The sequence below is a fragment of the Enterococcus sp. DIV0421 genome, from assembly GCF_051713745.1.
In the GTDB taxonomy this organism is placed as follows: domain Bacteria; phylum Bacillota; class Bacilli; order Lactobacillales; family Enterococcaceae; genus Enterococcus_D; species Enterococcus_D casseliflavus.
This window is the reverse complement of record NZ_JBIOQM010000002.1, coordinates 521675-542237: the sequence shown is the minus strand read 5'-3', so window position 1 is coordinate 542237 and position 20563 is coordinate 521675. Positions and strand designations below refer to the sequence as shown.

Sequence of the window (20563 nt, the reverse complement as noted above, 5' to 3'; positions counted from 1 at the left end):
CTGCGACGTGCCGTTAAACGCATTTATTTTACGACTTCGATCAAATCGTCCTGCGCTGTTACTTCTTTTGACTGTGTCGTTTGGATGTCACTGTAGTCGTTAGAGTTCGTGACGATGACTGGTGTCAGCAAGGAATAGCCTTCCGCACGAATCGCCTCTGTATCAAAAGAAATCAATTTTTGACCAGCTTTGACTTTGTCTCCTTGGTTGATGTAGGCAGTAAAGTGATTGCCTTCAAGTTCTACCGTATTCATGCCGATGTGGATCAATAGTTCTGTTCCATCTTCTGTCACTAAACCGATGGCATGTTTTGTTGGAAACAAGATTTTGACTTCTGCATCTGCTGGCGCAGTGATTTCACCGATCGCTGGTTCAACTGCGATCCCTTTTCCCATAGCACCTGAAGAAAAGACTTTGTCTTCCACATCTGCTAAAGCAACCACTTGACCAGTTACTGGGCTTTTGACTGTTTCATCTTTGACGCTGGCAGAAACAGTTTTTGCTTCTGGCGCTGGCGCTGCTGGTGTTGCTTGACCGTCGACTGGTGAATCAACAGTTGTATACAATGTTGGTACTTTCAACAACATCATGATGATAAATGACGCTACGATCGCAATCACTGTACCGATCGCCAAGTGGATCACACTATGGAAGCTGCCTGTTGCTGGATCGATATATGCAGGATACAAGAAGATCCCCATACCACCCATTGCATAACCAGTGACGTTAAAGATTGACAAGTAGATACCGACGAAACCTGAAACTAAACAAGAAACGATAAATGGTGTTTTCATTGGCAACGTGTACCCGTAGATCGCAGGTTCAGTCACACCGAAGATTGATGAGATCAAAGCTGGCATTGCGCCTTGTTTGACTTTTGGTTCTTTCGTTTTCAACCAAATCGCTGCTAACACACCCGTTTGCGTGAAACATGGTAGCACTGCTGCGGTCAAAATAATCGAAGAGCCGTTTTGCGCCATATCCATGATCGCCAATGGCACAAGACCCCAGTGAAGACCAAACATAACTAATACTTGCCATAATGCCCCTAAAGCAAAGCCGTAGATGATTGGGCTGAAATCATACACTGCTTGGAAAGCAACACCGATCCAGCTAGAGGCTGTATTTGCGACTGGACCTACCACAAAGAAGGTCAAAGGTACGGTGATCAAAATCGTTACAAACGGAACCACAAACATTTTGACTACGTCAGGTGTGACTTTGCGCATAAACTGCTCAATTTTTGAAGCGACAAAAATCGCTAAAATAATTGGCAATACGCTGTTGAAGTAACCGCCTGCTGGCAAGGTCAAGGTTAAACCGAAGACTTTGCTCGCTTCAGCCACACTTTCTGCTAAGCCAGGATAGACCATCGCCCCTGCGATCGCTAATGCTGTATAGGTGTTCATCTTGAATTTCTTCGCTGCAGTGACGGCTAAGATCATTGGTAAGTATTGGAACAAACCATCGCCTAAAGTATTCATTACTACATAGATACCATTGGTCGCTTCCATCCCAGTTGCTGCCAGCAACGCCGTGATCCCTTTTAAGATACCGGCTGCCGCTAATGGGCCTAAGAAAGGTTGGAACAGGCTTGAGATAACATCGATAAAGCGGTCAAACAAGCTGCCTTTTTGCCCGTCGCCTTCATCGATATCAAGACTGCCACCATCGGCTAATCCGCCGACTTTCAACACTTCATCATAAACATCTGGCACATGATTGCCGATAACGACTTGGTATTGTCCGCCTGCTTTGACGACGGTCACGACACCGTCACGTTTTTGCAAATAATCAGTGTCCGCTTTGCTTTCGTCTTTTAAGTGGAACCGTAAGCGAGTCACACAGTGTTTTACAGATGAGACATTTTCTTTGCCACCAACGTGGGCCAAAATGTCTTGCGCTAATTCAGTATATTTTGCCATTTTGATTGCTCCTTTTTTATTGGTCATTTAATAAAAATAAAAAGACCAGCCATTTCTACAATAAACAAGCATGAGAGACCCCCTAAAAAAAGAGCGACGGGTTTCCTCATCGAGTATTGTAAGAAAGTGCAGGTCTTGCCAGCCGAACTGTAACGAATCCATTTCCATTCTTAGGTTAATTTTGAGTGAGCGGCTAAGTTACCGATATGCAGAATCAAATACATCAATTCCATATCGTTGACATGCCAGCCCTTTTGTTCAAATAAGTATTCTTTGATCGAATCTGCGGTTTCTTTTTCTTTTGGATAGCTGCTGAAGGCCAAGGCAATCATTGGATTTGCCAATACTGGCTCTTCTTTTTCTTGACTTTGTCGAATTAAATAATAGCGAATGTGGGTCACGAACCGTTGGAAGTAGGAAGAATTCTCATCAAATTCGATGTTCATGCTGTACTTAACGATCCGTAAAATATTGTTCGTCAACTCGGTGTGCTCATAAGCACTTTGATTGGCGCTTTTTTCAATTTGCGCATTGACGAAATGCAAAGTGATAAACGCAGCTTCTTCTTGTGAAAAATCGGGATACAGCTCTTTGCGGATCAACTCCACCGCTTGGACACTGACCGCATATTCCTTGGCATAGATTTTCTTGATTTCCCAATGCATGGGATTGGTCAAAACAATTTCTTGCTTTTGACGACTGATGGCAAACAAGATATGATCCATCAGTGTGAAATAAACATTTGGATTGAAATCGGTTCCAACACTTTCCCGAAAGAGACGCACGATTTCATAAATGACGGCCATTTGTTTTTCGTCAGCCTTCGTCATGACTTTCGACATATGTTCCACTGTCAAGTCATCTTCTGGGTAGTATTTTTTTTCGATTCGCTCAGCCGGAATCAGGTCACCCGGTTTCGTTTGAAAGCCGATCCCTTTTCCCATTAGGATCACTTCAACTTCATCTTCTTTTGAAAGTACAACATTGTTGTTGATCCTCTTGATAATCTTCACGAACGATCCTCCTTGATCAGCATAGCCCGTAAAAAACTTTGTATCGTTTGACGTCTATGCAGAAGGTCTTTTATTTTTTTCTCTGAATTGCCACTAAGTGATAAGGATACTAACTGTACCATACAATGATGCAAAAATTATTCAAACCTAGCTGGCAGTTCATTGCGTTTTACTTCTCCCCTCCTTTGATGATCAATGACTGGACCTTACCTTGGAACCGGTTCTTTTTTAGCGAATAGAACCAATGGAGCAAAAAAAGAAGACCAAAGCAAAAAAGTGTACAACCCAAGAAACTTTGGGTAATCAACGCACTTTTTTCCTCTGGTCTTGCCTGCCGAACAGTAACGAATCCAGTAATGAGAACACTCTCATGTTCCGTTGAGATAATAGTACTCATTCTGAGAAAAAATGTCAACACTTTTTTTGCAAACGTTTTTCTTTTTTCGTTTTCGGCTTCGTTTCACTCTTATTTGCTCGTAGTTTTCTTACTGATAGTGAGGGGTTTTTCTGTATAAACCCTCTGTGACAACTCTTGCAGATTTTATCCAATAGCACACAACAAAAAAAACCGTAATCTTCGTACATTACGGTCATAGCTAGAAGGATGATGCTTTACAAAAAACGATCAATCACAAAGAATTGGGGAAGGTCTGGTGCATGACAGACATTCAATGTGACTGACCGCTTTTAGCGATTCATGTGCTTCATGACTTCCACAAACGAAAAGGTGTCTTTGAGAGGGGGAAGCAATCAAATAACCTTGTATATTTAAGATACTCAATTAATCAGCTATTCCGTTTTAACTAGCTGTTATTTTGTCTATAATTGAGCTAGACGCTATGGACTAGTATAACCTCCACCAGATTCCTTTGGAATACTGTTGTCGAAAGGCTCTGGCCACAGCTCTTTGTCACATTGTTAATAAGTTTGTTAGCGCATGACATCTGTTCGTGACGCTTGATTGATCACAAGGTTACATAGGCAAAGAGTAAGTGGAGCATAGCGTAAATTTTATCTGTCAGGAGTGGTCCTTATGTTGTACGTTGGAATAGATATTGCCAAGCACAAACATGACTTAGCGATCATTGATACTGAAGGAACGGTTTTTATCCGTCATCTTCAGATTGAAAATAATCGTGAAGGCTTTACGAAGCTTCAAATGACGCTTGCCAATTTGCAGAAAACAACCGGCGAAGAGATTCAAATCGCCTTAGAAGATACCGGTCATTATTGCTTTAATATCTTACGCTTCCTTCGGACGCAAGGGTACCCAACTTATAGCTATAATCCATACTTAATTAAAGAATTTGCCAAAAATCAAAGCTTACGAAAAACCAAAACCGATAAAAAAGACGCCATGACGATCGCTCGTAAATTACGAGCAGATCTTGATAAACAATCATTTAGTGCGAACCCCTCAATGATTGAGCTGAAATATTTAACCAGACACACAGCTAGATTAAGAGAGGACTGTACTCGAAAAAAAGTGAACTACACACGCATTTTAGATATTCTCTTTCCAGAATTAGCACCTTCTTTGGGTTCTTCTTCCGCGAAGTACCAATCCTATGTGTACGCAATCTTAAAAGAATACCCCTCTGCTAGAAAATTAGGAAATGCACACTTAACGAAGTTGACCAATCTCATTTCAACGCACTCAAAAGGTCACTTTGGAAAAGAACAGGCCGTCAAGCTCAAAACACTCGCGCAAACCTCTATTGGTCAAGAGTCGCCAGCGTTAGAATTTGAACTCCTTCAAACTATTGATGCCATTCAGTACCTTACAACTATGAGAGACAAAGCCGAGAAGGAAGTTGCTCGATTAATGAGTGAAATCGATTCACCTATTTTAACGATTCCTGGCATTGGTTTTAAATTAGGGAGTGTCATTCTCGCCGAAATTCGAGATATTAATAATTTCCGATCGCCGAATCAATTGCTTGCCTATGCAGGCGCAGAACCTTCCATCTCTACGTCTGGAATGAATCAGACTGAAACTGGTCGAATGGTCAAACGAGGTTCCTCTCAGCTTCGCTGGGCATTGCATGAAGCCGCCAGACTCATGTCTATTTGGTCTCCGTCTATGCGTGTCTATTTCCAGAAAAAACTAGCAGAAGGAAAACACTACAATGTCGCAATCAGTCATGTTGTTCGAAAACTGGTACGAATCATTTATCAACTACTGAAAGATAATAAGCCTTATGAGGAGCAGAAAATGATTGTTAACTGATCTTTTCAAAAATCCCCTTTGCCTAAGGGTTCTTTGTCATGCCTTCAAATAATGTCAAAACTACGTTATTCAAACTTTTCATTTTGTGCTTGACTTAATATAGTTTGTCTTTCGATCTGATATGCGGTTGGTAGCCACTATTAGTATATCGAAAGGAGTTTTTTATCGCTAAAGCTATTTCGTCCACGCGTAGAAACGCGCGTTTTTTTTGTTTCGTACGCTACGCGAACGAAACTGACTAAAGTCAATAATAAAAAAGGGACTGTGACATAAGTCCATAGAAGAAAACCTATATGCTCGCTGGTTGACGCAAGAACAGGTTCCGACTTATCGAACGATCGCCCGTTTTTGTGTATCCAACGATGTACAAGAGTTGACCAATAAAGGCTTAGATCAGTTGACAGAGTATCTGCGTGCACGGAATCTGATTGATGATGCGCTGTTTATTGACGGCACAAAAATCTTGGCAGATGCGAATAAGTACAGCTTTGTCTGGAAGAAAAACACGATCCGATTCGATCAAATGAATCGCGAAAAACTGCTTACTATGATGACGGAACTAAGAGAAGCGTATGCCCTGAAACAGATTCCCGAAGGGACGACCTTGACAGTAGACATGATAGATGAACTGTTAACACGGATGGAACTACGTCTGGAAGAACTAGAAAGAGAAGTTGAGGCAACGAAACGTCTTTCGCCAAATCCAGCGAAACAACAACGGCGAACGTTGAAAAGCCAAGTACGCAAATTAAATACAAAACGAGAAAAACTTCTGGAACATCAAACGCAGTTTTCTACTTATGGGACAAGAAACAGTTATTCAAAAACTGATCATGATGCGACATTCATGCGCGTTAAAGAAGACCCTATGAAAAATGGCCAACTTAAGCCTGCGTATAACCTGCAAATCGCTACTTGTAATCAATTTGTACTCGGCTACGATGTCTTTCAAAACCCAACAGACACTAAGACACTGAAACCATTACTGGAAAAGATGAAGATTGCACAAAAGTCCCCTCATTATTTGGTCGCCGATGCAGGCTATGGTTCAGAAAGCAATTACCGCTATATAGAAGATGAACTTCCCCAGCATACTGCACTGATTCCTTATGGAACGATGTTTAAAGAACAAAGCAAGAAATGGCAAACAGATGATCAGAAAGTAATGAATTGGGATTATGAGCCTAAGGAGGACTTTTACATCGACCCCAAAGGGGTACGATTCAATTTTCATGCTTACCGTCAACGAACAGATGCGGATGGCTTTGTCCGAGATTTTAAAGAATACCAAGCAGAAAAAACGGATGCGAACCAAGCGCTCATTCCTGAAGCCTTAACCCCAAAGGGGAATCGCAGAAAGATCACTGTAAATCCGTCTTGGGAATACCATAAAGAAAAACAAAAAGAGCGCTTATCAACGCCTGAAATTCAAAAAATATATGGTCGGAGAAAGATCGACGTGGAAACAGTCTTCGGATTTATGAAGGCTTGTTTGGGTTTCACTCGATACACGGTTCGGGGCTTAGAAAAAGTCAGAAAACAGACGGGTTTACTCATTACGGCAATCAATATGATGAAATTGACAAAAATAGGTACTTGAACTACCCAAAATGAATAAAAAAAACAAGGAGCACTCGAAAAATCACATGATTTTCGAGTGCTCCTTATATTTTGGAGAGCGTAACTAATTAACTTATGTCACGCCCCCTTTTCAGCTATTAGCTAACACTGCGCTCATCTGTTGCACCAAAATATTGATACATTGGTTTTTGGCTGCCATTGAGCAATTGATCGACCGTCACAAATTCATAGCCTTGCGCTTTGAGTGCTTTGATGATACCGGGCACGGCTTGAACAGATTTCGGATGAATATCATGTAACAAAATAATCGATCCATCGTAAACATTGTTTTGGACAACCTTCAAAATCTTGTTTGGATCTTTCAGCTTCCAATCCTCGGTATCAACACTCCATTGAATGATCGATTTTCCTGCTGCTTGGGCGCTTTGTTGATCAATCGCTCCATATGGCGGGCGCAAATTCTTAGGCAAGACCCCTGTCGCCTGATAGATGGCTTTGTCCGTTTTGGTTATTTCCACTTTGACCTCCTCTGGCGACAACGTATTTAATTGGGGATGAGAATAGGAGTGACTGGCAATTTCATGCCCTTCCTCATGGACTTTTTTCGCGACTTCAGGATATCGATCCACCATTTGGCCTAATTCAAAAAACGTTGCCTTCACATCATTGTCTTTCAATATTTTTAAGAGATCCAATGTCGAAGTATCATTTGGTCCATCATCAAAAGTCAACGCAACATATTTTTTGTTTTCGTCTAACATCGCTTGTTGCTCTTTCAACTGATCCGCATTGACAAGCTCTGGATCAATAAAGGGCGCAATCTCTTTGTAAGCCAAAGTGATCTCGGATACACCTGTTTGATTTTGCGGCAACTGGAGCGTTATTTTTTCAGGATCATAAGTAAATTTTGAATCATAGGTGATTCGGTCCATCCCCAAGACGGCATCAATGATTTTAGTCGGTTCTTTGGCTTGATCCAAAAGCTTTTGTTGAATCACTTGCTGGATTCCTAGCAAGCTGCCTTCATCTGGAACCAAGTCTTTCAAGGATAATTCATTGCCGGTTTTCTCGGAAATAAAAATTGGATCGGCAACCACGCTATCCGCATCTTCAAACCGCCCAGTCTCCCGATTCCAAACATAGCTGTCCGCTTTTAAGGAATAGGTTGACACTTTTGATGCAACTGCTTGTGCTTGAATCCGAGCGATCGTAACGGTCTCTTTGTCGGCGTGCTTTTTGCATAGCTTGTTCGCCATGGTCGATAATTTCTGACTTGCATCCTTTACAGGGATGGCATTTTCTTCTTTTGGTCGGAAAATCAATTCTTTTTTGTCCCCATCAGACAATGTTTCAAGTTTTGCGGGAATTCCCTCTTTGGCCTGCTCTTCTTGGATCGATGCTAATAGCTTTTGTGCGGCAGCTTCATATTTTTCCCGTGCCAATGCTTCTTGCTGCTTCAAAGTAAAAGCGATATAGCCCCCAGTGGCGATAATGACGATTGTCAGCAGCGTCATCAATGAAAAGAGATATTTGCGATGGGTTGGCTTCTTTTTAGAAACTTGACGATTGGCGGTTGGCGTGCGTCTTGTCGTTCCCGTTGTTTGCTTTTGATGTGATTCGACCCTTGAAGTAGGTGCTTGTTTTTCAGAAGTCGCTTCTCTATGTTGTGAATTATTTGAATAATTGCTTGATTTCTTCATAAACATTCTCCCTCAAACATAATAACGTAAACAAAATGTAACATAGGCGTAATAATATTTCAACAGCGTTACAGAGATTCTTATAAACTTCTCTTTTTGTTCACAAATTTTGAGAATTGTTCTTAGAAATTCTTTATTCTGCTTTTAAGAAAACGAATTCTGCCAAGTATGGTATCGTGTTCACTGCTTTTTCTTTTTGTTTAAAAATAATGAGAGATATCTTTTTGTACTTTGATGTTTTTTCTGTTTATAATTCAGCATGTGGCAATTACTATGAAGGATGTGTTCAAAATGAAACACAAATCAGCAGTTTATTTATTCGTTCTTACCTTAATCATTGGGTTAACCTATCAATTACTTCCATATACCCCACTAAACGATTCCGTGTTATCGATCGTCGGTACCATCTGGAATCTGGTCTTCGCATTTAGCGCAGGGTATTTTCTCTTACGAGCAACCTTTTTGGAGCAGTTCAAACATTTTCGGTTTACCGTTTTATTGTGGGGTGTCCCTTTCGTCATTTTGACTGGCGTGTTCTTTTCCTTTATTTATGCCGCTATTTTTGGACAACCAACAACCAACTCGATCTGCGAAACCATCACTGTCCAAATGGTCTTTTTGCAAGTCCCCTTTATGCTGATGGGCGAAGAATTGCTTAGCACCAACCTCTTGTTGGCGTTGCAGAAAAGAGGCCTTTCTTTTGCCTGGTCATCCATCATTTGCAGTGTGCTATTCGCTTTATGGCACATCCCAGCGTACGGCTTTCATCCAGCTCAATTATTGATCACCTTGATGCCTGCCAGATTGGCACTCAACTACGTTTGGAAAAAATCCAATAGCGTATGGGTCAGCTGGATCTGCCATTTTCTTTATGATTCCCTGGGATTCATTTCATTTTTAGGTAAATAAGCATCAAAAAGGGGGCGTGACATAAGTTAACTAGTTACGCTCTCCAAAATATAAGGAGCACTCGAAAAATCGGTTCTACAATATTTAGTGTTGGTGGAAAATCTACGGATTTTCTATTGACACTTTTTTTGTAAAAAAAGATAGAAAAAGAGATAGCCTAACTGGTAGAATTTAGTCGACTAAAACAAAACCAAACCAAGAAAGGATATCTCCATGGATCATTGTACTAGAAAATTGTTAGGTTTAACAGATGAAAATTTATTCTTCGAAGAAGAATGGTTAGAGACTATAGAAAAAGAGGGGTTTCGCACCAATCTTATCCATGCCAAACTTAGCTATATACCAAGCCATTGCCGTAAATGTGGTATCAAAAATGAAGGACAAATTATCAAGAATGGCTCACATAAAACAAAAGTCCAACTTTTGCCTTATCGAGCAACAAAAACAGAATTACGCTTGGTACGTACGCGCTTTTACTGTAAAGAATGTCAATCGACATTCAACGCTCAGACAAATTTGGTGGATGAAAACTGCTATCTTTCAAAGGAATTAAAGGTTCAAATTGCCTTGGAACTGGCGAAGAATATAACAAGAAAAGAAATTGCCGATCGCTATTTTGTCTCTGACGTAACCGTTCTGCGTGTCCTACACACCTGTTTAAAAACGTATCATCCTCGTTTTGATACATTACCTTCGGTCCTTTGTTTTGATGAGTTCAAATCGATGAAGTCCTGCAGTGGTAAAATGAGTTTTGTCTTTATGAATGGGCAGACCCAGCAATTAATCGGTGTATTGGAGAATCGTCGCCTGGCTTTCTTAAAATCCTATTTCCTTAAATTCACTCGAAAAGCACGAGCGAACGCGAAATACGTCGTGATGGATATGAATGCCCCTTATTTTGAACTTGTAAAAGCGGTCTTCCCAAACGCCAAAATCGTGACTGATCGCTTTCACATTGTCCAACAAATCACTCGTGCGTTAAATCAGTTGCGAATCAAAACAATGAACAACTTTCAAAAAACGAAACCGACAAAGTATCGACGATTGAAGCGATTCTGGAAATTACTCCTTAAGCATGCTTATGATCTGGATAGTTCCAATTATCAATATGATCGATCCTTTCGTAGACCAATGACGCAAAAAGCGATCGTCGATGAACTTTTGAATTATGACAAGCAATTAACAAGGGCTTACGAGACTTGTCAGCTCCTCCTCTATCACTTTAAACACAAGGACAGCCAAAGCTTTTTCGATACGATCAATAGCTTAGATCAACGCCTCCCACAATGGTTTTGTAAGAAGCTGACGTTTTTAAATAAATACAAATTAGGGATTCAATATGCTTTAAAAACCAGGTATAGTAATGGTGCATTAGAAGGAACAAACAACAAGATAAAAGTGATAAAACGAGTAGCCTACGGCTATCTGTGTTGTGCAATAGCTTTTTACAAAAAAATGCAGCCGAAAGTGCAGAGTTTTGCTGCAACTAGTTTTTTCCTTCAATATGATTTAGATAATGAATTTTTCAACCTGAAACTTTCGCCTTTAAAGCTGATAATGTGAGCGTGATGGATTAGCCGATCAACGAGAGCAGCTGTTAAGCGAGAATCCATAAACACTCGATTCCATTGACTGAATTCTAAATTAGAGGTAATAATAATGCTCTTTTGCTCATACCAATCTGAAATCAGTTGAAAGAGCAGTTCAGCTCCTTCTTTCGTCAATGGTAAGTACCCCATTTCATCAAGAATAATTAATTCTGTTGTTTCGAATCGCTTCTTGAAACTGGCTAGCTGTTGTTTTTTTAAGGCACTCTCTAATTGTTCAACGAGATTGTTTACTCGGAAAAATTTGGTTGAAACACCTTCACTACAGGCTTTTCTCCCTAATGCGATCGCTAGATGCGTTTTCCCTGTACCAGGAGAGCCAACACAAACAATGTTTTCTTGCCTTTTTAGAAAATCAAGAGAGACAAGGGTCGCCTTATCTAGATGGGCTGGTAGAAAAATATTTTCGTGCCATTCATAGTTCTTTAGCGATTTTGGTACAGGAAATTTGGCTAATTTTTCCATCCGTTCTAATTTGATCTGCTGTCTGGTCTCAAGCTCTAAACGGAATAAATCGGTAATAAATTGTTCTGGAGCTTCGAAAGAAGCTCTTGGTAAGTTCGTGATGATATGGCTTAATCGAAGCTTTTTGCAATAATCTTCTAGCGTCTGTCCAGTCATTTTTGCACGCCTCCTGATTTTGTTAATGCATCATAGTTTGACCAATTCACATCAAAGTCAGAGGGGGCATCTTCTTGAACAACTAATTCGTAAAATTGTTCATTAATTTGTTGGATATCATAGGTCGCTAATAAACTTAGTAATTGTTTTATCCGTCTGTATTTAAGGTGATTATTATCAATTGCTAGATAATTTTGAAGGCGTGCAGGCAAGTACTTCCAATACCTCGAATAACTAACGACATTCAATTTATTACTCCATTGTTTCAAGATATCACTCCATGGGATCAATCGTTTTTTGTTCATATAGGGGCGATATTCGTTCATTAAGAGGTCTCCATGAGGCGTAAGAACTTTGAATTTATTCCAAGTCAAAACAACGGTCAATTGAGAATATCCATATGCTTTAGGAATATGAATAACCGTTTGATCCAATTTCATTTCGTGGTAACGATTTAGTTTAGCTTCTACTTCTTTAAAAATTGGGTAATCCTCTTGGGGAAGAGAATGTAACGCCTTGTTTTCTTTCTTCCACAAATCTTCGATTAATTGATGTTTCGAATAATGCGTCCTTTTTCGATCTGTTTTCAATTGTTCTTCAAGCTGCTTATTTAGGGACTCAAAAGAGTCCATGATTGGCGAAGTCGAGAAGAAATTGTATCGGACATAACCCACTTTATTTTCGACATGTCCTTTTTCATGCCCACTACGTGGGTTACAGACTTGAACATCACAACCATAATGAATGGTGAAACGTAAGAATTCATCGGTTAGTTGTGCTTCTTCAAATTTTGATTTTGTTTTTTTCACCGCTGGAGTTAAGTTATCTATTCTGATCTTTTTTGGAACACCGCCGCATTGATCAAATAGTTGCTTTAATGCTTCCAGGAAACACTCTTGGTTTTGAGCTGGCATGGCACTTGCGAACGTCGCATTACTATAGGGAAATGACATGATAAGAAGTTGTATGTCTTTCATGTGATCTTCGTGCATGACTTCCATTGTTCCAAAATCGACCTGTGCTTCTCCGATCGGATGATCAAGGCGATCGACAGCTTTGTAATTCGTTTCGTCGTACCGCTGTTTTTTCCATTGAGAAATATAGACGCAAACTGTTCGATAGGAGCCAGGGAAACCCAAAGGTTTCAATTGTTCATAGATAGCTTTGGCAGTTCTACGGAGTTTTCTACGTAAGCGTAGGTCTTCTTCTAGCCAACTACCGATAATTTCTCCCCAGCCATCATCCATCATGGATTTATTTTTTCGAGTAGGATCCGTAATGAATAGCTGATCACTGTCGGCGTATTTTTTCGCTGTTCGCCAATTGATATTCATTGCTTTTCTTATCTGATCAATTGACTGATCACGATTATTTCTCAAATGTTTTATCGTTTTAATATCATCCAAAGTTAACAACCTTTCTGTACCTCCATCACTAAGTCACTAAAACTTATGATGGAAGGAAACTAGTTCGCAGTCAAACTGCTGCATAGTTGTGTACTTTCGGCTGCATTAGTGTGTAGTTAAATTCTGCCACAAACAGCTATCGAAACTTCCACAACTTTCGAGCAAGAATATATCTCATTCAAGGCTTACTCTTCCAAGTAAAACAAAAACCAGTTAAGCACTTTGCCTAACTGGTTATGACTAAATTTTCAGTTGTATCTTTCTCTACCAACACTAAATGTCGAAGAGCCGAAAAATCACATGATTTTCGAGTGCTCCTTATATTTTGGAGAGCGTAACTAGTTAACTTATGTCACGCCCCCTTTGTTTCAAAACTCAGAAGGTTTTTCATTAGTTAAGCCAAAGCTGTATGCAATAGCATCTAAAATTCTCTGACTAGCAAATCCATCTCCGTAAGGGTTTGAAGCTTTAGACATTTGGTCGTAAATATCATTATCTTCAAGCAATTCTTTGGCAGACACAAATACTTTATCTTCACTTGTACCAACTAATCTTAATGTGCCAGCCTCTATTCCTTCTGGTCTCTCAGTTGTATCACGTAAAACTAATACAGGTTTTCCTAAGGAAGGAGCTTCTTCCTGCACTCCTCCAGAATCTGACATAATCATATAGCTATGATTAGCAAAGTTTTGAAAATCCACCACGTCTAATGGTTCAATTAAATGAATTCGATCACAATCAATCAAAGTTTCTTTTACGGTTTTTCGAACTATCGGATTCTTATGCATAGGGAATACCACATGTACATCATCAAAGCGTTCGACAATTCGATTTATCGCTTTGAAAACGTTCTTCATAGGATTTCCTAAGTTTTCTCTTCTATGCATTGTAACTAGTATTATTTTTTTATCCCCTATATCTGTTAATAAAGAATGACTATATTGGTCTGAAATGGTATATTTCATGGCATCAATAGCCGTATTTCCGGTAACGTAAATATCGCTGATATTTCTTTTTTCATTTAATAAATTTTTCTTACTCATCTCAGTAGGAGCAAAATAAATATCTGCTAAAACATCAGTGAGCTGTCTATTCATTTCTTCGGGAAACGGAGAGTACTTATTCCAAGTTCTTAGACCTGCTTCTACATGCCCTATTTTTATTTGATGATAAAAACTAGCTATTGATGCCGAAAAAGTTGTTGTCGTATCACCATGAACAAGAACAATATCTGGTTTTGCTTCTTCAAAAATCTGATCTAATTCTTTTATTACGCGACTTGTTATACCCGCTAATGTTTGTCCATCTTTCATTATATTTAAATCGTAATCTGCTGATAAATCAAAAATATTCATTACCTGATCTAACATTTGGCGATGCTGAGCCGTCACAGTTACAATTGACTCGAATCGAAGATCTTCTTCAATAGCTTTGACAAGTGGTGCCATTTTGATAGCCTCTGGCCTTGTACCAAATATTGTCATGATTTTAATTTTATTCATTTTATTCCTCTATTTTCGTTAAAGTTTGTATGAAAAATCAAATATGTTATGAGGATCCAAAACTAGTTTGTTTTTAAGCTTATCTTGTTGGGATTTTATTTGTGAATGTGGAACCATTACTACCACAATCTCACTATCATTAATAAAAGAATCAAAATCCATGATTTGACTTTTAACTACTCTATTATGAATCATTGGATCATAAACTCTGAAAGGTTCCGCGAAATGCTCTCCCATTTTCTCAAACATTTGCACTGTTGGACTTTCTCGATAATCATCAACATCCTGTTTATAGGATAATCCGTAAATACCTACCTTTGACTTGTCAGTAATTCCGTGGTCTTTCATTATGTCTGTAATTCTGCTTAAAACTAGATCAGGCATAGATTCATTAACTTCTAATGCCGCTGAAATCAATTTCGTTAATCTTGGATAATCTCCAACTAAAAACCACGGATCAACAGGTATGCAGTGTCCCCCCACTCCTGGACCTGGATTTAATATATTTACCCTAGGATGCATATTTGAAATTCTAATAATTTCATGAACATCCAGATTATCATATCTTGCTATTTTAGTTAATTCATTTGCAAACGCGATATTAACAGCTCTAAATGTATTTTCTACAACTTTGCTCATTTCTGCTGTTCTAATATCAGTACAAATAATTTCTCCTTTACAAAATGTTTGGTAGATGGTTTTAACTTTTTCAGCTATTTCCGGTAGATCAGCCCCAATTGTTCTTGAATTGTTCTCTAACTCATAAATCATTTGTCCTGGTAGTATTCTTTCTGGTGCATGAGCTAAAAATATATCATCGTTGATAATCAGTCCAGCATCATGGATTAACGGTCTAATAAATTTATCTATAGTACCTGGTGAGACAGTAGATTCGATCACTAAAACTGCCCCTTTGTTACAAACTTTTAACACTTTCTTCGTAGCAGAAATCAAGTATGAAGGATTAATTTTTTTATTTAATTTATCATACGGAGTCGGTACAGTAATTATATAAAAATCTGAGTTTTGATATTCATAACTATACTTTATACCTTTTTCATTAGCATCTTTAAAAAGTTTTTCTAAACCTGGTTCTTCAAATGTTAGTTTTTTACTTCGAAGAGTATCTACCACGTCCTTGTTATAATCTGTTCCAACAACCTTGTTTCCAGATACGCTTAACATTAAAGCCGTTGGCAATCCTATATAACCTAATCCTATAATATTAATCATTTTCTGTATTTGCCCTCTCATTTGTATAATTAATTACTGTAATGAGCTTATTTGTTAATATTTTATAATCAAACTCTTCAGCTGCATTCAGCGCATTTTTTGACATCTTTTCATAATCTTTCTTGCTCATATTTTTGAAAAATAATATTTCTCTAGCTATTTGTTCGGGTTTAGCATCAAATATTTCCGTTCCACAGTTATATTTATCTAATATTGAATACCCCATTTTTACAGTTGATAAAACTGGAGTACCTGATGCTAGATACTCAAAAAGTTTATTAGAACTATTTCCCCTACTCCAATTATAATTAGTCTGAGAATAATTTAATATATTTAAATTAGATTTTTTAAGAATAGATGGCACATATTTTTTTTCAACTTGTCCCATGAAAATAATATTTTTCAAATTTTTTGAGACGATTTCCGCTTCTAATGCTTGCTTTTCATTTCCGTCACCAAAAACTAATATTTTAATTTTCTCATCCACCAAACAGGAAGCTGCTTCTACTAACTTCCGTACATTATTTACAGGTCTAATTGCACCAGTGTAAACCACAACAAATTCATCAGAATCAAGATGATCATTCAAGTAGAAATTATCAGAAATATTTTTATTAAATGAATCAATTTCAACTCCATTATTAATATAGAAGCATTTTTCGTCCTTTATATCTCCACCTTGAGATTTCATCCATCTCCGATCTTTTAAATAATCTGTGTCCCCTTCTTTTGTAAATATTAGAGCATCCGCATTTTTATAAATCCAATATTCACCTTTTACTAAAACTTTCCCAAAAAAACTATTCTCGCTTAATTTATTGGAAAATGAAAAGATAGCTTCTGGCCAAAGATCTCTTATTTCACATATACACGGTATGTTAAAAGAGTTAGCAATTTTTATGCCAGAAACCAACGTTAATGGATGAACACTTGAGGCTAAAATTATATCCGGTTTACCAATCTTTTCAGAAATTTCCTTTGAATATTTTTTCGTTTTCAAATAAAAATCCAACATGTTTTTAATTCTAGCTATTCCGTTTCCTGTAGCTATTGACGTATCAATGAAAACAAAATTTATCTTATCTTTTTCTATAATCGAAAAAGGTCCATTAAATTTCATTTTTTCACGTTTATTATGAAATGAACTTGCACATATAATTATTGGCTCATACCCAAAATTAATTAGATTTTTAGCAAAAGAGTAATGTCTACCACCTTCGTTGATAAACATCTCATTAGCATAATGATTCATGATCCAAATTTTTTTCTTCATAAATTTTGAGTTCCTTTCTTACTAAATAAGTTTTTCATTAACATTGAAAAACCTAATATAAACATTGTATCTTGTAAGAAATACGCTGCAAAGAAAGATCTTACCGTAAATGATACTAATAAAATTATAATAAAAGCATCACGATAAGTTTTTCTACTTTTCAGACTTAAAAAGATAATAATATAGATATAAACTAAACTAAATATACTGCCAATAATAACTCCAAAAGTTAGTAGAAGTTCTAAAAAAAAGTTGTGAGCATGATAATAAACGCCACCAGTTAAAACTCTTGCAACACCTAATCCACTCGGAAATCCAGAACTTTTAGATAAATAATTAAGCACTACTGGATAAATATCATCTCTTCCACTCAAGTATAACTCCCGATTTTGTGCTGTTAGTTGTTGTATAAACAAATTCAAATTGCGTGAACTTATATTATGGTCAAATAAAAAATTTTGCAAAGATAAAAGCAAAGGAATTAAGTTGATAGCAATAAGTATTAGCAAAACTCCCCAGCAAAAAATTTGCAGATAGAATTTAAAATTTTTGTCTTTATAAAATATAAGGTAGATGAATATCAATATAAATACAGTTGCTACAAAAATGGATCTGGATCCAAATATAAAGCCTACAAATAAATTAGCGAATAGAAATAAAAAACTCCAGAATTTTTTATTTCTATTTACTAAAACAAGATTAAACGCTATTCCAGCAACATTTATATTCGTCAATAATGCTACATCAAAATAACTGATTTTCGAATTTATAACTAAATAGATATAAAGTGGGAGTAGCAAAGTAAATAGAGTAGATATTTTTTCCCAAAAATAAAAAATAGATTTATAGTTTATATCTTGATTAATTAGATATAAAACAGGAATAAAAATAGATATAAAAGTTATATATACACCCAACAAGTTAATGGGATTTTGATAAAATAATGCATTTATCATAAATAATACTGAGATCATACTAATTATAAACCAGAAATATCTATTGAATTTAAAATTATTGGCAGTGAGCACTATGAACATTAACAATATAAAAATTAATTTATCTAGCACATAAATAAAAGCATTTGGTAAAAAAAGTGTAAACAATCCAATAAACGATTGTAGATAAAGTATTACAACTATATAAAATTCATTATAATGCTTTCTTATTGTCAATTCATTTCCCCTTTTCCAACTAAAAAATCTTAAAAAACTATTCTTCATCATTTTGTTTAAAAAATATAATTATAATAGTTTGTAAAAATAATTTAAGTGCTATTCCTAAAACATATGCTATACAAAAACCAATTAGATTGAAATAGATACTAAGTAAAATTGAAAATACAATATATATAAACCCAGAAGTCATTTGTATAATGGTCTGATACTTTAGGGAATACAGTCGCATCATAAATGGTCGCAAAATATTAAAAACCAAATCTAAAGAAATACCTACACAAATTATTGGAATAAGTTTACTGGCTTCTTCAGAAAAACTTGGATAAAGAAGGTTTACCAAGATATTGGAAAGAATATTCATAATAAAATAACAGGGAAATCCCAATATGAGAAATCCAACTTCTATTTTTAATAGACTATTTTTTGTCAGTCTAAAAGATTTTTGAGTAATATAAGATAGTAAGACATTTGTCATGGGGGAAATTATCATAGTAAATACTTTAGAAACAGATGATGCTGCATAGAAAATCCCCATGCTCAAAGCTCCCAGCAAAGGAGCAATTAAAAATCGATCAAGATAGTTTAATATGTTGGCTATTAAATTCGTTTCAAACAATTGAAAAAAGTCTCTTAAGATAATTCTGTCGACTTTTTTTCCTAGTTTTTCTATATTTATTAGTTCTAACATAAGCGGATTTTTTGATAAAAATAAGTATAATAATCCAAATAGCTCCCCAAACAAAAAAAGTATAACCCAGGAATTAAACTTAAAAAACATTAGATAGCCAAAAATATTCCCAAGAACAATTAAAAAATTTAGTTTTAATAAATCTTTATATTTTAATACAATTCTATAGTATGAAGAGCAATACGCTCTTGTATTAGCAAGGAGAGTTACAAAACTAAATAAGATTACGTCAAAAATTTTCATCTCTGAAGTGTACACTATTGAGAATAAAATGATTGACACAACTGAAAAAACATTAATAATCCATGCAAGCATGGTGAAGCTTCTATCTTTTTCTCTATTCAATATTCTAATATTATTAAGTGAATTTCCAAGGCAATTAACAATTACATTATTAATTCCGTAAATAGTAACAATTTGACCAAAATAGTTACTATTTACGCTGGATGATAATGTTGGAAAGACAAGAAATTGCACAACTGATATCATCAATACATTGGATATTAGGTTTAAAAACACATCTGAAAAAAATTGTTTATTATTATTGTTGAAAAAATATATTTTAATCCTTGTAAGCATAAATATACCTTTTATTCATCTTCCTTAGTAATTTTAGACATAATAGTATAATACTCTTTAACAATTTCTTTCCAACTAAACCTTTCAGCAAGTATCCCTATATTTGAAAACTTTGAATAATTGGATAACAATTGTTTTAAAGAACAAGCTATTTCTTCAGTTGAATTAGGATCAGTTGAGAAGCCAACAACCCCCTCTTCAAATTGTCCATCAAATCCTTCATTTTTTGAGTAAATAACTGGTACATTTTGACTTATAGACTCTACATAAGATAAGCCGAATGTTTCAGTTCTTGATGGCATTACGAATATATGAGATTCTCTAAGAGCATCAATCACTCCTTGCTTATCCAAAACACCTAAATGCTTAACAAAAGAATAACTATTAACTTTATCAAAGTATACTTTATCAGTGATTGGTCCTACCAATACATACTCAATATCTATAAAACTTCGAATTTTTTCAATGGACTTACAAACAGAAAGCTGATTTTTATTTTTCTCAATTTTTCCAACAGTTATCAAATTTACTTTATTTGTGATAACATTATTTTTTCTAAGCAAATTAATGTTATCAATAAAAAAGGAATCAATTCCATTTGGAATTATGCTTGATTTATTTAAAATAACCTCTGAAAGTTCTTTATCATTCAAAACATTGATAATTTTTTTTCTATATGATTCAGATAAGAATATTATAGCTTGTGATTTTTTTAAAATTTTTATTGCTTGATTTTTCAAATAAGGCTTATATTTCAAAAAAATATTTATATCAGTATTTCTAATAGTGACAATATATGGTAGGCCATATTTAATGTGTAAATTATAAGCAACATTTCCGTTTGTAAATAAAGTGTGTGCCTGAATAATATCATACTCTGTAACCTCAGTTTGATTCATAACAGCCTTCAATATTTTTCCGCTCTTGTAATAAAAAGATATCCTATCAAATGGATTAAAACACGGCAAAAATATAATATTTTCATTTTTTTCATATTTAGTTTTATATGAAACCGGAACTATCACTTCGTTCTCAACATAATTGTTGAGTTCTTTAAAATAATTATCATATAAATTTGAGCTATTAAATTCACTACAAATATGCAAGACCTTAATCATTCG

At 36.1% G+C, this 20563-nt stretch carries 14 protein-coding genes and 1 pseudogene; 4 read left to right on the top strand and 11 right to left on the bottom strand.

Annotated elements, in window-relative coordinates:
- Nucleotides 1–23 precede the first annotated feature (23 nt).
- Nucleotides 24–1925, bottom strand: a complete 1902-nt coding sequence (locus IGI96_RS13600) for a beta-glucoside-specific PTS transporter subunit IIABC (protein WP_010747921.1) — start codon at nt 1923–1925, stop codon at nt 24–26.
- A gap of 170 nt (nt 1926–2095) precedes the next feature.
- On the bottom strand, nt 2096–2938 hold the full coding sequence (locus IGI96_RS13595) for a PRD domain-containing protein (protein WP_301969461.1): 843 nt from the start codon (nt 2936–2938) through the stop codon (nt 2096–2098).
- Between the two features lie 1033 nt (nt 2939–3971).
- Here IGI96_RS13595 and IGI96_RS13590 point away from each other — a divergent pair.
- On the top strand, nt 3972–5168 hold the full coding sequence (locus IGI96_RS13590; RefSeq protein ID WP_438784782.1) for an IS110 family transposase: 1197 nt from the start codon (nt 3972–3974) through the stop codon (nt 5166–5168).
- A gap of 283 nt (nt 5169–5451) precedes the next feature.
- A pseudogene (locus tag IGI96_RS13585) lies at nt 5452–6768 on the top strand (transposase); the annotation flags it as partial.
- 118 nt (nt 6769–6886) lie between these two features.
- Here the strand turns inward: IGI96_RS13585 and IGI96_RS13580 are convergent.
- Complete coding sequence (locus IGI96_RS13580) at nt 6887–8449, bottom strand: polysaccharide deacetylase family protein (RefSeq protein WP_438785220.1); 1563 nt, start codon at nt 8447–8449, stop codon at nt 6887–6889.
- Between the two features lie 234 nt (nt 8450–8683).
- On the opposite strand from IGI96_RS13580, the gene IGI96_RS13575 reads away from it, so the two are divergent.
- The gene (locus IGI96_RS13575; RefSeq protein ID WP_438785458.1) at nt 8684–9358 is read left to right on the top strand and encodes a CPBP family intramembrane glutamic endopeptidase; all 675 of its coding nucleotides are present in this window, start codon (nt 8684–8686) and stop codon (nt 9356–9358) included.
- A 213-nt stretch (nt 9359–9571) separates the two neighbouring features.
- Nucleotides 9572–10921 carry an ISL3 family transposase gene (locus IGI96_RS13570; RefSeq protein WP_438785219.1) on the top strand — a complete coding sequence of 450 codons (1350 nt, stop codon included), beginning with the start codon at nt 9572–9574 and terminating at the stop codon, nt 10919–10921.
- Here the strand turns inward: IGI96_RS13570 and istB are convergent.
- The 8 genes from istB to IGI96_RS13530 form a co-directional block, all read right to left on the bottom strand.
- Nucleotides 10858–11586 carry an IS21-like element helper ATPase IstB gene (gene istB / locus IGI96_RS13565; protein ID WP_438785218.1) on the bottom strand — a complete coding sequence of 243 codons (729 nt, stop codon included), beginning with the start codon at nt 11584–11586 and terminating at the stop codon, nt 10858–10860. The two genes, IGI96_RS13570 and istB, sit on opposite strands and share 64 nt — an antisense overlap.
- On the bottom strand, nt 11583–12992 hold the full coding sequence (gene istA / locus IGI96_RS13560) for an IS21 family transposase (protein ID WP_438785456.1): 1410 nt from the start codon (nt 12990–12992) through the stop codon (nt 11583–11585). The genes istB and istA overlap by 4 nt, the downstream gene beginning before the upstream one ends.
- A 368-nt stretch (nt 12993–13360) precedes the next feature.
- Nucleotides 13361–14494, bottom strand: a complete 1134-nt coding sequence (wecB, locus tag IGI96_RS13555; RefSeq protein ID WP_086294942.1) for a non-hydrolyzing UDP-N-acetylglucosamine 2-epimerase — start codon at nt 14492–14494, stop codon at nt 13361–13363.
- Nucleotides 14495–14512: 18 nt separating this feature from the next.
- The gene (locus tag IGI96_RS13550) at nt 14513–15727 is read right to left on the bottom strand and encodes a nucleotide sugar dehydrogenase (protein ID WP_438785217.1); all 1215 of its coding nucleotides are present in this window, start codon (nt 15725–15727) and stop codon (nt 14513–14515) included.
- Nucleotides 15720–17000, bottom strand: coding sequence for a glycosyltransferase family 4 protein (locus IGI96_RS13545; protein ID WP_434313229.1), 1281 nt, complete (start codon nt 16998–17000; stop codon nt 15720–15722). Before IGI96_RS13545 ends, IGI96_RS13550 begins: the two co-directional genes overlap by 8 nt.
- Nucleotides 16997–17956: an O-antigen polymerase gene (locus tag IGI96_RS13540; protein WP_434313888.1), complete on the bottom strand. Its 960-nt coding sequence runs from the start codon at nt 17954–17956 to the stop codon at nt 16997–16999. Before IGI96_RS13540 ends, IGI96_RS13545 begins: the two co-directional genes overlap by 4 nt.
- A 253-nt stretch (nt 17957–18209) precedes the next feature.
- Nucleotides 18210–19442: a lipopolysaccharide biosynthesis protein gene (locus tag IGI96_RS13535; protein ID WP_438785216.1), complete on the bottom strand. Its 1233-nt coding sequence runs from the start codon at nt 19440–19442 to the stop codon at nt 18210–18212.
- Between the two features lie 11 nt (nt 19443–19453).
- On the bottom strand, nt 19454–20560 hold the full coding sequence (locus IGI96_RS13530; protein ID WP_438785215.1) for a glycosyltransferase family 4 protein: 1107 nt from the start codon (nt 20558–20560) through the stop codon (nt 19454–19456).
- Nucleotides 20561–20563 lie beyond the last annotated feature (3 nt).

Coding starts and splice junctions, on each gene's coding strand:
- IGI96_RS13600 (WP_010747921.1), bottom strand. CDS start 1,925: ATGGCAAAATATACTGAATTAGCGCAAGACATTTTGGCCCACGTTGGT.
- istB (WP_438785218.1), bottom strand. CDS start 11,586: ATGACTGGACAGACGCTAGAAGATTATTGCAAAAAGCTTCGATTAAGC.
- wecB (WP_086294942.1), bottom strand. CDS start 14,494: ATGAATAAAATTAAAATCATGACAATATTTGGTACAAGGCCAGAGGCT.
- IGI96_RS13550 (WP_438785217.1), bottom strand. CDS start 15,727: ATGATTAATATTATAGGATTAGGTTATATAGGATTGCCAACGGCTTTA.
- IGI96_RS13590 (WP_438784782.1), top strand. CDS start 3,972: ATGTTGTACGTTGGAATAGATATTGCCAAGCACAAACATGACTTAGCG.
- IGI96_RS13545 (WP_434313229.1), bottom strand. CDS start 17,000: ATGAAGAAAAAAATTTGGATCATGAATCATTATGCTAATGAGATGTTT.
- IGI96_RS13570 (WP_438785219.1), top strand. CDS start 9,572: ATGGATCATTGTACTAGAAAATTGTTAGGTTTAACAGATGAAAATTTA.
- IGI96_RS13580 (WP_438785220.1), bottom strand. CDS start 8,449: ATGAAGAAATCAAGCAATTATTCAAATAATTCACAACATAGAGAAGCG.
- IGI96_RS13530 (WP_438785215.1), bottom strand. CDS start 20,560: ATGATTAAGGTCTTGCATATTTGTAGTGAATTTAATAGCTCAAATTTA.
- IGI96_RS13575 (WP_438785458.1), top strand. CDS start 8,684: ATGTTTTTTCTGTTTATAATTCAGCATGTGGCAATTACTATGAAGGAT.
- IGI96_RS13540 (WP_434313888.1), bottom strand. CDS start 17,956: ATGATAAATGCATTATTTTATCAAAATCCCATTAACTTGTTGGGTGTA.
- IGI96_RS13535 (WP_438785216.1), bottom strand. CDS start 19,442: ATGCTTACAAGGATTAAAATATATTTTTTCAACAATAATAATAAACAA.